Source organism: Rhodococcus sp. NPDC060090, from assembly GCF_042729855.1.
In the GTDB taxonomy this organism is placed as follows: domain Bacteria; phylum Actinomycetota; class Actinomycetes; order Mycobacteriales; family Mycobacteriaceae; genus Rhodococcus.
On the sequence record NZ_JBHWXB010000005.1, the window covers coordinates 246,181 to 260,240 of the forward strand.

13 protein-coding genes are annotated in these 14,060 nt (G+C 65.0%); 7 read left to right on the forward strand and 6 right to left on the reverse strand.

Going from position 1 to position 14,060, the window contains the following annotated elements; translation table 11 throughout:
- Positions 1–186 precede the first annotated feature (186 nt).
- From ACFWCF_RS09350 to ACFWCF_RS09370, 5 genes are all read left to right on the forward strand, one after another.
- The gene (locus tag ACFWCF_RS09350; protein ID WP_378560038.1) at positions 187–1,371 is read left to right on the forward strand and encodes a hypothetical protein; all 1,185 of its coding nucleotides are present in this window, start codon (positions 187–189) and stop codon (positions 1,369–1,371) included.
- A gap of 159 nt (positions 1,372–1,530) precedes the next feature.
- Positions 1,531–1,998 carry a hypothetical protein gene (locus ACFWCF_RS09355; RefSeq protein ID WP_378560041.1) on the forward strand — a complete coding sequence of 156 codons (468 nt, stop codon included), beginning with the start codon at positions 1,531–1,533 and terminating at the stop codon, positions 1,996–1,998.
- An 82-nt stretch (positions 1,999–2,080) separates the two neighbouring features.
- Positions 2,081–2,938: a ParA family protein gene (locus ACFWCF_RS09360; RefSeq protein WP_378488868.1), complete on the forward strand. Its 858-nt coding sequence runs from the start codon at positions 2,081–2,083 to the stop codon at positions 2,936–2,938.
- Positions 2,935–3,426, forward strand: coding sequence for a hypothetical protein (locus ACFWCF_RS09365; protein ID WP_378560044.1), 492 nt, complete (start codon positions 2,935–2,937; stop codon positions 3,424–3,426). Before ACFWCF_RS09360 ends, ACFWCF_RS09365 begins: the two co-directional genes overlap by 4 nt.
- Before the next feature lie 49 nt (positions 3,427–3,475).
- The gene (locus ACFWCF_RS09370) at positions 3,476–4,231 is read left to right on the forward strand and encodes a hypothetical protein (protein WP_378560047.1); all 756 of its coding nucleotides are present in this window, start codon (positions 3,476–3,478) and stop codon (positions 4,229–4,231) included.
- Between the two features lie 8 nt (positions 4,232–4,239).
- On the opposite strand, the gene ACFWCF_RS09375 is transcribed toward ACFWCF_RS09370, so the two are convergent.
- Positions 4,240–4,659 carry a CoA-binding protein gene (locus ACFWCF_RS09375; protein WP_378560050.1) on the reverse strand — a complete coding sequence of 140 codons (420 nt, stop codon included), beginning with the start codon at positions 4,657–4,659 and terminating at the stop codon, positions 4,240–4,242.
- A 35-nt stretch (positions 4,660–4,694) separates the two neighbouring features.
- Positions 4,695–5,534 carry a hypothetical protein gene (locus ACFWCF_RS09380; protein ID WP_378560053.1) on the reverse strand — a complete coding sequence of 280 codons (840 nt, stop codon included), beginning with the start codon at positions 5,532–5,534 and terminating at the stop codon, positions 4,695–4,697.
- Between the two features lie 118 nt (positions 5,535–5,652).
- Between ACFWCF_RS09380 and ACFWCF_RS09385 the strand changes: the two genes are divergently transcribed.
- Entirely contained in the window at positions 5,653–6,633 is a 981-nt protein-coding gene (locus ACFWCF_RS09385) for a TauD/TfdA dioxygenase family protein (RefSeq protein ID WP_378560056.1), read from the forward strand.
- Positions 6,634–6,643: 10 nt separating this feature from the next.
- On the opposite strand, the gene ACFWCF_RS09390 is transcribed toward ACFWCF_RS09385, so the two are convergent.
- On the reverse strand, positions 6,644–7,579 hold the full coding sequence (locus ACFWCF_RS09390; RefSeq protein ID WP_378560059.1) for a hypothetical protein: 936 nt from the start codon (positions 7,577–7,579) through the stop codon (positions 6,644–6,646).
- 217 nt (positions 7,580–7,796) lie between these two features.
- On the opposite strand from ACFWCF_RS09390, the gene ACFWCF_RS09395 reads away from it, so the two are divergent.
- Positions 7,797–10,136, forward strand: a complete 2,340-nt coding sequence (locus ACFWCF_RS09395; RefSeq protein ID WP_378560062.1) for an esterase-like activity of phytase family protein — start codon at positions 7,797–7,799, stop codon at positions 10,134–10,136.
- A gap of 51 nt (positions 10,137–10,187) precedes the next feature.
- On the opposite strand, the gene fadD1 is transcribed toward ACFWCF_RS09395, so the two are convergent.
- From fadD1 to ACFWCF_RS09410, 3 genes are read right to left on the reverse strand one after another with little or no spacing between them, the layout of a single operon-like run.
- On the reverse strand, positions 10,188–11,774 hold the full coding sequence (fadD1, locus tag ACFWCF_RS09400; protein WP_378560065.1) for a fatty-acid--CoA ligase FadD1: 1,587 nt from the start codon (positions 11,772–11,774) through the stop codon (positions 10,188–10,190).
- 2 nt (positions 11,775–11,776) lie between these two features.
- On the reverse strand, positions 11,777–12,712 hold the full coding sequence (locus ACFWCF_RS09405; protein ID WP_378560068.1) for an alpha/beta hydrolase: 936 nt from the start codon (positions 12,710–12,712) through the stop codon (positions 11,777–11,779).
- Positions 12,709–14,037, reverse strand: a complete 1,329-nt coding sequence (locus tag ACFWCF_RS09410) for a flavin-containing monooxygenase (protein WP_378560071.1) — start codon at positions 14,035–14,037, stop codon at positions 12,709–12,711. The genes ACFWCF_RS09405 and ACFWCF_RS09410 overlap by 4 nt, the downstream gene beginning before the upstream one ends.
- Positions 14,038–14,060: the final 23 nt, after the last annotated feature.

Sequence of the window (14,060 nt, forward strand, 5' to 3'; positions counted from 1 at the left end):
GGAGATTCTCCGTGTGACATCCATCACCGCAGCTCATCGGTGTCTTCGGTCGAGTGGAATGCCTGTCGGAGTTATCCCGCACGGCTCGCGCGGTGACCCTGGGCGAAACCTGGCGATACCGCTGTACCGGCCACTGTCGGAAAATTCTGGAACAGTGGAGGTCGACAGTCTCCGAGGAGGGTCCCGATGACCGAACCCGACCGGTCGAGAGCTCCCATGGAGTTCGAGTCCGAACTCGAACGACGTGAGCGTATCGCCGCCCAGGTCCGACGATGGTGCGATCAGTGCCGGATCGACGGCCGCCGCGAACCGTTGTCCGACGATGCCGCGATTGCGATTGCGTCCGGCCACCTCGACGAACCGGCCAGAGCGGTCCTTGCCGCCCGTCGGAGTCTCGCGCGCAGGATCCCGGATATCGGGGGGTTCGGTGAGCTCCGACGCCTGAGCGACGAGCGGGAGAGATTCGCCGCTCGTGCCGCGGCCCAGCGACCCGGTGTGTCGCGGCTGATGCTCGAGCATCGCGCGAGCGAGATCGACAAGCGAATCCGGTCGGCACGACAGGCGATCGTTCACTCCCCGGCGCACTACGCGCAGGGCGTGCGCGCCGTGCGCCGCGAACGCCGCGACGGCATTCATGTCGAAATCGAGCAGCGCGAAGCGTTGTTCCGGGCGTTGCAGCACACGCCTACCCCGATTCCTGTGGCGGCGGTGGACCGTGCCCGCGACACGGTGTTGAACATCGCGAGCGACCGCCTGAGCCGGTGGTCCGAGCGCACGCCGGCAGCGGAAACGGGACGGCGCGCTGCCGAAGTGCTCGCCCGGCAGGTGCCGGGAGAGGCCGATCGCTTCGTCGACCGCTACGACACCCTGTTGTTTCTCGCGGGGGCTCTGTACGACCAGATCGAGTCGTCGCCTGCGTGGCATTCGGAGCATCTCGCGGTGCAGCGAACGCAGTTGAACCTCACCGACGAGCTCACCCAGATCGCCATCGACGCGGTCGCCCTTCGAGGTCTGCTCGCCGAATTGGAAGACGCGATCGACACAGCGCCCGCGGCCAGGGCGGGGCTCGAGTCCCGGATCTCGGCGCTCGACCCGGTGTGGGCCCAGCTTCTCGACCGGGTGGCGGCCCTCGCTCGTATCGGAGACCTCCTCGAATTTGCAGACGGTCGGATGGCGATGGTGGAAGTTGCGGAGCGCGCGGCAAGCCTCGACGCGAGGATCGACGATCTCGTCGGGCGCTCCGGCTCGCGAGAGCTTTCGACCGACAACACCAACTTCGTCGGCGACCAATTCGGTGGTGCTGCGGAGTCGATAGGAGTGCTGCAATCTGCGCTTCTCGGGGACATTGCGGAGCTGACAGCAAAGGATTGACGTCGAGATTTGTGAATCGCCACAATGCCAAATTGCCTGTCGCGTATAGGTCCGATTCGGCTTCGATAATAGTGATCTGCGCCACTGATCGGCCGCTTGCTCGGGTGTAGCGTCCGTCGCGTTCGGGTGAGGGGGACATAAGTGACGCGAGGGGCAAAAGTGACATTTGGCAGGGGATTGAAATCGGCTGCATTCGGCGGAATTGCTGCGGTGATGTTGGTGGGTTGCGGCTCCGGCGGCACCGTGACCGTGGTCGATGACCCGAAACTGGAATCGGAGTTCGACTCGGTTCTCACATCGGGGCAACAGCGGAGCCTCGGTGATATTGCGGAAGCGGGCGGGCTCGAGAGTGGTTCGTGGGACCGGATGTATTACTTCAGCGCACCGCTACTCATGAGCGAGATCAATCGCTCGCTCGGTACCGAGGGTGCGGTGTGGGAAGGGCTCCCGGGCGACGAAGCCAAGGGGATTATCGTGTTCACCTCGGGTGGTGACGTCGTAAATGCCGTGATCGACCACAAGCCGGCAGTAACGCTGTCGGGATATGCAACCGCGGAGTCGATGGTCGGTCGCGACCAGGCTATTGCGGACTTCGAGCGCGTGGCAGTGGAGTCGCAGGGACACTGAGTGGGCCCCGCGTCGCCTTTGTCCGCCTTCCGGTGTAGTTTGCTGCAGCGACGTGTAGCAACATTTTCGGAGGAGTGCGCTGGTGGCGCGGGTGATCGCGACAATCAACCTGAAGGGCGGAGTCGGCAAGACTACGACGACCGCCGCCCTGGGTGAGTTCATGGCGGCCGAGTTCGGTCAGCGAGTACTGCTCGTGGATCTCGATCCGCAGACCAACCTCACGACGATGATGATCGGCGAGGAGCGGTGGCGGGAACTCAACGAACTCGGTCGCACTCTCGCCACGCTCTTCCAACATGCTGTGGACCCTGACTCCGAGGCATTCGACATCGAGAAGGCCCTCCAGCACGACGTTTCACCCGTGACCGCGGTGCGCGGTGTCGATCTGCTCGCTTCCTCGCTCGACCTCATGGAAATCCAGGAGGGCCTGAGCTTCCAGCAATATGCCGATCCCGGATCGCATCGGCCGATCGAAGTCCTGCACTCGGCGCTCGAACCGATAGCCGGCGACTACGACTACATCCTCGTCGACTGCCCGCCGAACCTCGGGATGCTCACCCTCAACGGGCTCCGGGTTGCCGACGGCTACATCGTCCCCACGATTCCGGACATCCTGTCCACATACGGAATCCCGCAGTTGCAGAAACGCGTGGAGAAGTTCTCCGACCGCACCGGCCATTCGATTCGTGAACTCGGCCTGGTCGTCACCAAGTATCGCAGCGCATCGAGCCTGCACCGCACGATCATCGAGCAACTCCAACGCGACGACAGGATTGCGAACGTCGTTCCCGCCTGGATTCCCGAAGCGAATCAGATCGCTGCGTCCGCCGAGTTCGTTCCATACGGCACCCTCAAGCGAAAATACGGTGGCGCAGGGCAGTTCGATGCCCTACGCATGCTCACCGAGACAATCCTGATGAATGCGCAGGTGTACCTGTGATCGATTCCGAAAACGGCGTGCCCGATGCCCGCCTGCGAGTGCAGATCGGTGAGGCGGGTGCCGCGTTGCTCCGACTCAACGGCAGCGCTCCGAATGCCGCCGGATCGCTCGTCGCACTCGTTCGGGTGATTGCGGACGAAGCCGCACGCAATCAGAGGTTCGCCAGCGCGGTAGCCGGTGCGCTCGGCCACACCGCCGAGACAGCGCCACCTGCGGTGACGGCTGCGGCGCCCAGGAAGACCCCGGCGCGGCGAGCCACGCGTGCGCCCGGCCCGTTCGACCCGTTCGACGCGTTCCGTGATGGGGGAGAAGCGGGTCTGCGCGACAGGCTCGCCCCGCTCGATGTCGACCGATTGAAGGACATCATCGCCGAGCACGCGATGGACTACGACAGGCTCGCTATGCGCTGGCGCACCCCGTCCAAGCTGCAGGAACGCATCGTCGATCGAGTCAAGGCGTTGTCCACCAAGGGCGATGCCTTTCGCTGACCGGTATGGGGGCTTTCCGACAACCGGTACGTAAACGTATGGTTGGCCCATGGAAGACTCAGCCGACCGGGGCGTCCGGGCGTTCGTCACCGATGTCGTTCAGCGCGGCGGAAGCGCGACACCGCTGAAGGGGTCTCGTGCCGTACGGGTCAAGGGAGTGGACGGCCGCAGTTGCGTCGTCCGCGTCCGCTCGACGACCCGGGGACAATGGATGGCTCGCAGACAGGACGGCACACCCGGCAGTGATTCCACGGGTTCGTCGTACTGGGTGTTCGTAGATTTCGCTGGGGAATCCCCGGAGTTCTACATGGTCGAATCCGACGAGGTGGAATCAGGGATTGCCTCGGACGTCGAACTGTGGCTCGCCGAACGCCCCGGCCGTGTACCCACAGGTAGCCATCCCATCCCGATGAGTAGTGTCGCGCACGGGCACGATCGGTGGGATCTGCTCAACCTCAACCGAGTTCGTGACACTCTTCATCGTAAGGAAGTGTCGCGACCACGAACCCGGCCGGTGAAGGCGGTCAAGCCTGCGGCCGAACCCGAATTCGTCGACCCCAGAACGGCGATCGTCTCGGACTTCGGTGGGTATCGGATCCAAGCGCGTTTCGATCCGGAGAACAGCAACGTCGAGATCACCCGTGGTCCGATGGAGGGCCGCCGATTCGGCCATCCCACCACCGCCGCGAACGCCCTCGCCAAATTCGTCAGCGACGACGACGCCGAATACGACGGCTGGACCTTTTGGCGTCTCGACGATCCGTCGGGGGACCCGCTCGGAAAGCACCTGTCGCGCAGCGGATAAGAAGAGTCTCAGTCCCGTGCTTGCGACCCCCACTCGATGGCGGGACAGGTGTCCATGACCATCGCAATCCCGGTATCGATGGTCCGCGCGAAGGCGTCCTCGTCGATCACACCCAGCTGGAACCAGACGCCTTTTGCGCCGATCTTCACAGCTTGGTCGGCGAAGTCGCCGGCAGCTTCGGATCGGCGGAACACGTCGACCACGTCGATGGGGAACGGAACGTCGGCGAGGGTCGCATAGCCCTGCTCACCGAAGACGGTCGGAGCCTTCGGGTGGATGGGCACAACCCGCTTCCCGCGCTCGCGGAGCAGCTTCGCGATACGGTATGCGGTCCGGTTGGGGTCGCCCGACAGGCCCACCACTGCCCATGTCGCGCAGTTGTCGAGCATGAGGGACACGGAGTCGGGATTCTGCCATGCGGTGCTCATGTTCTCCACCGTACGTAGGGACGGTGGAGTAAGCGTCACACTCCGCAGAATGCGGCACCCAGTTGAGGCGGAACCGTGTCGAGAAGCGCTTGCGCGGGGGCGCCGAGGGCAGGGTCGCCGGCGAGCCACGCCACGGCGGGGCAGTCCTCGAGCAGATAGCCGTTGCCGGAGGGCGAGGGCTCGCCTTCGGTGAACGCGCCGAGGACATCGTCGGTCAATCTGCTCGCCGACCCGTACACCGACGCGGCCACGGAGAAATCGGGTCCGAACGACGCCGACGCGTGGAACGCGCGATCGTCGCTCCAGCCCCACTTTGTGCCGATCACTCCGGCGAGCAATGCGGTGCCGAAGTTTTGCGGGTAACCGTCCGCTGCGGTTTCGTGGGCGGATGCCATCGCGGCGAGCACTGGGGAGCCGGGGTCGGTGCGTTTCTTTGCTTCGAGGTACGTCACCATGTCGTGCGTCGACGTGGTGCCGAAACCCCAATAACCGGGGACGTGGGTGTCGACGAGACCGAATTCGGCGACGGTGGTGGAGATCGCCTGCGGATACTTCGCGTGCAGCCGATCGGCGAGAGCATTGTCCGACGAACGGATCATCTCGACGGCGTCTGCCCGGGCGGCCGGATCACCGTGCCGAACAACGTATTCCGCAAGATACAGCTTGACGATGGAGACACCGGCCCGTGACTCGCGTTCGTTCGCGGTACCGGCGCGCGCACCCGATGGGGTGTGTGCGAACGAAATTGCCGTCGAACTCGGAGCGACGATGGTGCCGTTGTCATCGACGATCGGTGCGGGCGCTGCTGCTGCCGTCCCCGCTGATGCCAGGACGATCGCGGCGGTCGCGAGGAGAGCTCTCGTCGAGGGGCGCATGGGCATTGATGGTACCCCGCCACGAGGGGTTCTGATCTGCGTGAGTGGAACCGTCGACCCGTCACCGTCGCGTTGGAAGTCTGTGTGCAGGTATGAAACATCGACCCAGGAGCCTCACATGACACTCAGCGAACTCGAGCGCCCGGCAACAACTGCGGAGGAGATCTACCGCGCCGGCGGAATCGTGGTCACCAAGCTCGGTGAGAACATCGGGGCCAGGATCGATGGGGTGAGACTGTCCGGTGATCTGTCGTCCGAGACCGTCGAAGCCATCCGCTACGCGCTGGCCGTGAACAAGGCGATCGTCTTCCGAGATCAGGAACATCTCGACGACGAGGGCCAGTGGACGTTCGCGGGTCTCCTCGGGCAGCAGACGCAGTCGCATCCGACGGTGCATTCGAAGGGCAAACGTCTCCTTCCGATCGAGGGCGCCGCGAACAGCTGGCACACCGACGTCAGCTTCGTCGACCGCATCCCGAAGGCCTCGATCCTGCGTGCTGTGACGATTCCGCCGTACGGCGGCGCAACCACGTGGGCGTCGACGACGGCGGCCTACAACCAGCTCCCGGAGGCGTTGACGTCGTTGGTCGACAACCTGTGGGCGCTGCACACGAACCTGTACGACTACGCGGAGAAGCTGGATGCCGGAAGCACGGATCCTGAACTCGCGGAACGCAAGCTGTACCAGGACGAGTTCCGCCGCAACACCTACGAAACGATCCATCCCGTCGTGCGCGTGCACCCCCAGACAGGGGAGCGCACCTTGCTCCTCGGGCACTTCGTCAAGGAGTTCGTGGGCCTGAAGTCGTCCGAGACGACCGCGCTCCTGCAGTTGCTGCAGGCGCGGGTCACCAAACTCGAGAACACTTTCCGCTGGGCCTGGTCGCCCGGGGATGTTGCGATCTGGGACAACCGTGCCACCCAGCACTACGGCATCGCCGACTTCGGCGACCACACCCGACGCCTCCACCGCATCACCCTCGCGGGCGACCTGCCGGTGGGAGTCGACGGCACCGAGAGCCGCGTGGTGCAGGGGGATGCGTCGGAATATTCGGTGATCGAGACCCCAACGCGCCTGCCCGGCTTCGAATCGGCTTGAGTAAGTGCGCTCAATGGTGATGAGTGTCGGGGAATTCCTCGGCACTCATCACCATTGAGCGCTGTCTTGATCGTGCTCGGGCAAAGCGCTGGACGACGACGTCGAACCGGTCGAGTTCCGCCCAGTTCCAGCGGATCACTCCCAGGCCGAGATCGCGTAGGGCATCTTCGCGGAACTTCTCGTTGACGAGGTCGCGCCGATCGCTGTATTTTCCGAGTCCGTCGAACTCGCCCGCGACGCCGTCTTCTTCCCAGAAGAAATCCAGCCGGTAGCGACGACCGTCTCGCGTCATTACCTCATGCTGCAGCGCGGGTCGTGGAATTCCATACGCGGCCATTCGTACCCGTGACAGGGACTCGCCGACGCTTTCACTGCGTCCGTCGAGGAAGCTCACTGCGTACCGGGCGCGCGCCACGCCGTCGAGTCCGGCCGCGGCGTCCAATACATGCGACAGTTGCGACCCAGCGCTGGGGTCACGTCGAAGAAGCGAGTCACCGATGGCGACGGCGCGGTCGAACGGGACGGTGCGACCTACGTCCACAATCGTGCGCGCCGTGGACGTGACGGGTACCCCGTCCACACACACGACGTCTTTGTGTAAGTCTGCAACCGCGTGCGCGTGTACTGCTCCGGTCCGGCGCCACCCTTGTCCTCGTGGACGCGACACGTGGACGTGTTTCAAGGGAACGTTCCAGGTATCCGCCCGATGAAGGATCGCGGCGGAAACGTGGCTGACCGCGGTTCCTGAGCGGAGTGTCGAGCCGATGTGACGAGCCCACACCCTGTGCAGACCGGTGGCGTCGAGAGCATCGTGGTCCTTGCGGTGCAGGTAGACACCGCGCGCCAGAGGCACCAGCGCCCCGACCTGTAGATCTCGCTTCACCTCGTAGGCAGAAAGGCCTGACGCGAGGAGTTGTGCTCGGGTCAGTACTCGTGGATCCCCCATACAGGCGATCCTGCCGCACGCCGGAACGGTGCTTCGACGAAAGACGGTCGAAACCGTCGGTTCTGTGGATGAATCGGCCGCCTGTGGACAACCTCCGGCAAAGGTGGCGTACCGGACATGTGCCTGTCGTTCCGTGTTCATCCAGACATCCCTTTCGGGTCATCCTCGGACGAAAAGCTCGCATGATCGCGCAATGGAAAACGAACAAAGAGGACAGATGACGACGTTGAAACGAAGCCGCATGGCGGCGATCGCTGCCATCGCAGCATTGATGACAGCCGCATGCTCGACGGACGAAGGTGGTACACCCGACGAACCTGTCCAGGAGGCCCCGCGAGCTACGTCGCCGATCGACTGGAATGTCCCGGCTTCGGAGCGCTACCACCGGCAGGCGACCTACCCGGTGTTCCATAATCGACCCGCCGACGAGCCGCTGGGTACCGAGTCCGTCGCTGAGATCTCCACCGTCACCCCCGACGGCAACACCGTGATCTACACCGATGCGACAGCCAAACGCATCGGGTTCGTCGATGTGCGCGACCCCGCGAACCCCGTGGGTATGGGAACGCTTTCGCTGGTGGATCTCGGTAACGCCGACGATCAGCCGACCTCCGTTGTCGCATTCGGTGAGTTCGTCCTGGTGGTCGTCGACACCAGCGGAGGCGACTTCATCAACCCGTCCGGGCGCGTCGACGTCGTGCGAGTCGGCGACCGCACACGGGTGCACAGCATCGATCTCGGCGGCCAGCCGGACTCGATTGCGATCAGCCCCGACGGCACGTTCGCGGCGATCGCGATGGAGAACCAGCGCGACGAGGAGTTCACCCCGGACGGCGCCGAGGAAGGCGACCTCCCGCAGGCACCCACGGGATTCATGCAGCTCATCGACCTCGCCGGCGAGCCGGCCGCCTGGACGGCACGTACGGTCGACTTCGATGTCGAGCAGGCCCGCACCGCCGGACTCGACACCCCCGAAGACCTCGAGCCCGAATACGTCAGCATCAACTCCCGCGGCCAGGTCGCGGTGACGATGCAGGAGAACAACGGCATCGCGATCATCGACGGACCCACCGGTGAGGTGACCTCGATCTTCAGTGCCGGAACCGTCTCCGTCGACGGCATCGACACCGCAGAGGACGGCGCGCTCGACCAGACCGGCTCGATCCCGGAGACACCCCGCGAACCCGACGCCATCGGCTGGATCGGCGACAACCACCTCGCCACCGCCAACGAAGGCGACTGGAAGGGCGGCACTCGCGGCTGGAGCATCTTCGACGCCGCGACCGGCGACGTCGTGTGGGACGCCGGCAATTCGTTCTCCCAGCTGGCAGTGCGGACCGGCCTTCACACCGAGGGCCGCGCGGAGTCGAAGGGCCCCGAGCCCGAAGGTCTGGCCATCACCGACATCGGTGGCAGGCCGGCCGTGCTCGTGGCATCGGAACGCAGCAACTTCGTTGCGGTGTACGACGTCAGCGACCCCACCGCACCCGAATTCGTCCAGACTCTGCCGACGACACCCGGCCCCGAAGGCATCCTGCCGATCCCGGAGCGCGAACTGCTCGTCATCGCGTCCGAAACCGACGACGCCGAGGCGCGGGTCCGTGCCTCGCTCAGCGTCTACGGATACGGTGACGCGTTCGCGGAGAACGCCGGAATCCCGTCGTTCCCCTCGATCGTGTCCGGCGACCTCGACGATGTCCCCCTCGGCTGGGGTGCTCTCGGTGCACTGTCGGCAGACCCGGCCGACGACAACCGGTTGTTCACCGCCACCGACATCGCGTACGGCCCGGCGCGGGTCCTCGGTGTGGATCTATCGCAGTCGCCCGCGCTGATCGACAGCGAACTCGCGATCACCGAGAACGGCGAGCCGGTCGCACTCGACGTGGAAGGCCTCTCCGCGCGTCCTGACGGTGGATTCGTCCTGGCTGTCGAAGGTGAGGAAGGCCCCCGCAACGAACTCGTCGTCGTGGCGGCGGACGGCAGCATCGAGGAACGGATCGCACTGCCCGACGACATCGCGGCCGGACTCGGCGGTCAGGGCTTCGAGGGCGTGGCCGTCGACGGTGACGCGATCTGGGCGGTGCTGCAGCGCGAAATCGAGAGCGACGACGAGGGTATCGCCCGCATCGGCCGCTACACCTACGAGAACGGAGAGTGGGAGTGGTTCGGCTATCAGCTCGAGAGCACCGACGCCGAGGGAGACTGGATCGGCCTGTCCGAGATCGTCGTCCACGACGGAGCGCTGCTGATTCTCGAACGAGACAAGCTCAACGGACCCGATGCTCGCGTCAAGGCGATCTACCGCGTCGACATCCCCACCGACGGTGGAGTGACCACGGCCGACGAGACCCCGCAGGTGCTGCCCAAGACCCTGGCGCGCGACCTGCTGCCGGACCTGCAGGCGACCCGCGGCTACGTGCAGGAGAAGGTCGAAGGTGTTGCGATTGCCGGCAACGGCAATCTGTACGCCGTGACCGACAACGACGGACTCGACGACGCGAACGGCGAAACGGTGTTCCTCGACCTGGGGCCGGCCGGAGCTGCGCTCGGCGGCTGACATAGACGCCCGAAATGATGGTTGGCGAAGGATATTTCGATGCACCAACCATCATTTCGGGCGCATATAGCGGCCGTCGCGGAAGGTCCACACGGCGTCGCCGGCCGTCCCGGCTTCCTTCAGCGCGCGTATGAGGATCTTGTTGGTGGCGGTGGTGGGGAGGTCGGAAGCGATCCGCACGTACCGCGGCCATGCCTTGGGTGACAGATCGGCCTGGTCGGCGAGGAACGCGGAGAAGGCGTCGGGAGTCAGCGACGTGTCGTCTCGCAGCACGATCGACGCCATCACCTGGTCGCCGACATGCTCGTCGGGCACGCCGTACACCGCGACCCGGCTCAGCTGCGGCAGCCGCTGCAGGATGCGCTCGATCGGCGCGGCCGCAAGATTCTCGCCATCGACGCGCATCCAGTCGGCCGTGCGTCCCGCAAGGTAGATCCAGCCGTCGGCGTCGGTGTAGGCCAGATCGCCAGACCAGAACATGCCGTGCCGAAGACGCTGGTCGGTGGCGGCGTCGTCGTTGTAGTAACCCGAGAAGAAGCCGGCGCCCTGCGTGTTGACGAGCTCGCCGATGGCCTTGTCTGCATTGAGGAGCGCGCCATGCGAATCGAATTCCGCAGGCGGACACTGCGTGACGGTGACCGAGTCGTACACAGCGACACCCGGGAGGCCTTTACCGATCGACCCCGGTGGAGTGCCCTCGTCGCGGGTGATGATGACGGCGCTCTCCGTCGAGCCGAACCCGTCCCACACCTCGCAATCGAAGCGCCGGGCGAACTCCTCGATATCGCGATCGGTGGCTTCGTTGCCGAACGCGACCCGCAGCGAGTTGTCGGCATCATCGGGTTGCGGTGGGGTAGCGAGCACGTAGGCGAGGGGTTTACCGACGTAATTCATGTACGTCGCGCCGTAGCGGCGGATATCTGGGAGGAGTCCCGACGCCGAGAACGACGCCGGTGCCATCGCCGCTCCACTGCACAGCGACACGCACCAGCCGCCGAGGATCGCGTTCGAGTGGAACATCGGCATCGACAGATATACGACATCGTCGCTCGTGATCGAGAAGCGGTCGACGAGATTGTTGCCTGCGAACAACACCATGATGTGTGCGAGCCGCACCGGTTTCGGGTCACCGCTGGTGCCCGACGTGAAGATCAGCATGAACGGATCCATCGGGCCGGCCTCACGCAGCGGTTCGAGTGCGCCGGCGGACGCCACCGCGTCGGCCCATTCGGTACTCGACACATCGATCACCCGTACGTTCCCGAGGTCGAGTCCGTCGAGCAGAGGCAGATGTTCGGGGTCCGTCAGCAGGATCTGGCAGTCGGCGCGCAGGATGTCGTGGGCAAGACCGGCGCCACGCCGCGTGGTGTTGATGCCGACGAGCGGATACCCGCCGAGCCCCGCCGCCGCGATCGCGAGGAGCATATCCGGGGTATTGCCGAGCAGCGCGCCGATGTGAACCGGTGCGGTGCGGTCGACGAGCGGTAACAGCGCCGCCGCCTGTTTCGACGCCAGCGACAGGTGTTCACGCCACGTCCAGGCATCGGTATGGTGACCATCCCCGTCACCCTGATGGATGAGCGCCGTGGTGTCGTCGTCGAGCCGCTCACGTAGTGCCTGCTGAACGGTGTCGGCCATGTCTACCTCGCAGTGATGGGAGTAAGAGCGATCGGCTCCACGGCCAGATGCCTGGTGAGGAAAGAGATCTGATGCTCGACGGCAGCGCCGAACAAATCCTTGCCCGGCCACACGTCGAAATGGTCGCAGGGGTAGTGCCGAACCTCGGCGCGTGCCCGGAACGCGGCGTCCGCCGCGGCATGCGGTGGCGCACTGCGGTCGAAGTCGGCTATCTGCACGAGCATCGGGCACGACACGGCCGACGCGTGTCGCCCTGGGCGGAACGAACCCAGTGTCAGGCCGATGTCGGCGTCGACCTCGTTGCGCCAGGTCGGTCCGGCGAGGACCGTGTAATCCTCGAAGTAGCCGTCGAGGCTCAGCGCGGCCACCTCGCCCGGCCGGCCGACGAGAGGAATCCTCGTCGGCGCTCTCCCCGTAAGCGACCGGAGTCGGCTCCGCACTCCGACCGAGGTGGAACGCGCCAACGCAGCCGGCGGATGGTGCTGCGCGGCAAGGACACCCGCTGCGACACCGTCGACGAGCGGCGTCAACGCCACCGCTGCCGCCACTGTTGCCTGCGCCGCCACAGTGAACACATGCCCACCCGATAGCGACACACCCCAGACAACCACGCGGTCGGGATCCGCACCGTCGAGAGAGCGGGCAACCTCGATCGCGGCGTGGTAGTCGGCGACCTGACCGTCGGGCTCGACACGTTGCCGTGGGGTCCCGCGGGAAGCCCCGAAACCGCGGTAGTCGAATGCGAGGACCTGTAGTCCCGCGCCGGCCAGTGCGTCGGCGAACGGTGCGAGCCCCGAATCCTTCGTGCCGCCGAGTCCGTGGGCCATCACGACCACGGGAGCGCGACCGTCCCGGACGAAGGCCGCGCCGCGCGCAGCGAAATGCCAGGCGTCGATGTCGTCGTTCCCGGATCGGAAGGTGAGCTGGGTGTACGTCATGACGTCCTTCCACGGGAGGCGCGAGCAAGCCCCGCGGGCAGCTCACGGGTGCGGATGTCGTGCTCGTACACGAAGTAGTCGAGCTGCTGGGTGTGCCGTGGTCGGTCGAGCATGTGGCCGGTGAACTTCTGCTGGTCGGCGACGATTACGCGTTCCATCGTGCGGGGCGACGGCAGCGCATAGTGCCCGGTCACGTATGCCGCGATCAGCCGCGCCTGACATTCGACGAACGGGAACAGTGTCGGGACGGCCTGCGCGAACCCTGCGAACGCGAGGTCGTCGATACCCGGTGCGAAGATCCTCTTGTAGAGAGCGATGTGATTGTCGGGGGCACTGATGAACTCGGGGTCGAAGAACGGAAACGTGATGTTGTATCCGGTCGCGTAGATGATGATGTCGAATTCTCCCGAGGTCCCGTCGACGAAATGGACTGTACGACCGTCGAAATGCTCGATGTTCGGTGAGGGGGTGATGTCGCCGGATCCGAGCCGCAACGGCAACTCGACGGACTGGGTCGGATGTGCTTCGAAGAACTTGTGGTTCGGGGTCGGAAGCCCGTACCGCTCGGGACGACCCGACAACAGTGGCTGGCCGAGCTGAGCGAGCGTGCGTTGCCATCCGAGCGGTACGTGGGGGAGTGTGCGGAAGTACTTGTCGGCCGGTCTGCCCGCAATGTACTTCGGGACGATCCACGCGCTCGACCGCGTCGACAATGTCACCTCGGTGTCGAGGGCCCTCGACGACAACTCGACTGCGATGTCGGCGGCGCTGTTGCCGATACCGACGACGAGGATACGTTTGCCCGCGAAGTCGAGCGGCGTGCGTGGGTCGATGTAATGGTGCGAGTGGAGTGCGTCACCGGTGAACTCTCCGGGAAACTCGGGCACGCGTGGATCCCAATGATGACCGTTGGCCACCACCAGGAACTCGAAAGCGCGGGTGCTGCCGTCGTCGAGATCGAGTTCCCATCCGCCGCCGGGCAGTCGACGCGCCCGGCGGACACCGTTGCCGAACTCGATGTGCTCACGTAGGCCGAAGGCGTCGGTATAGCCGTCGAGATAGTCCTTGATCTGACTGTGGTGAGGAAAATCGGGATAGGACTCCGGGATCGGATAGTCCCGGAACGACAGTTGATGCTTGGACGTGTCGATGTGCAGCGACCGATACGCGCTGCTACGCCCGTTCGGATTGCCGAACGCCCAGTTCCCGCCCACCCGATCGGACGATTCGAAGCACGTGTAGGGCACCCCGTAGTCGCACAACATCTTGCCTGAGGTCAGGCCGCTGATACCCGCGCCGATGATGGCGGTGGTGGGAGCCGTCATGGGGTCACAATGTAGAACATGTT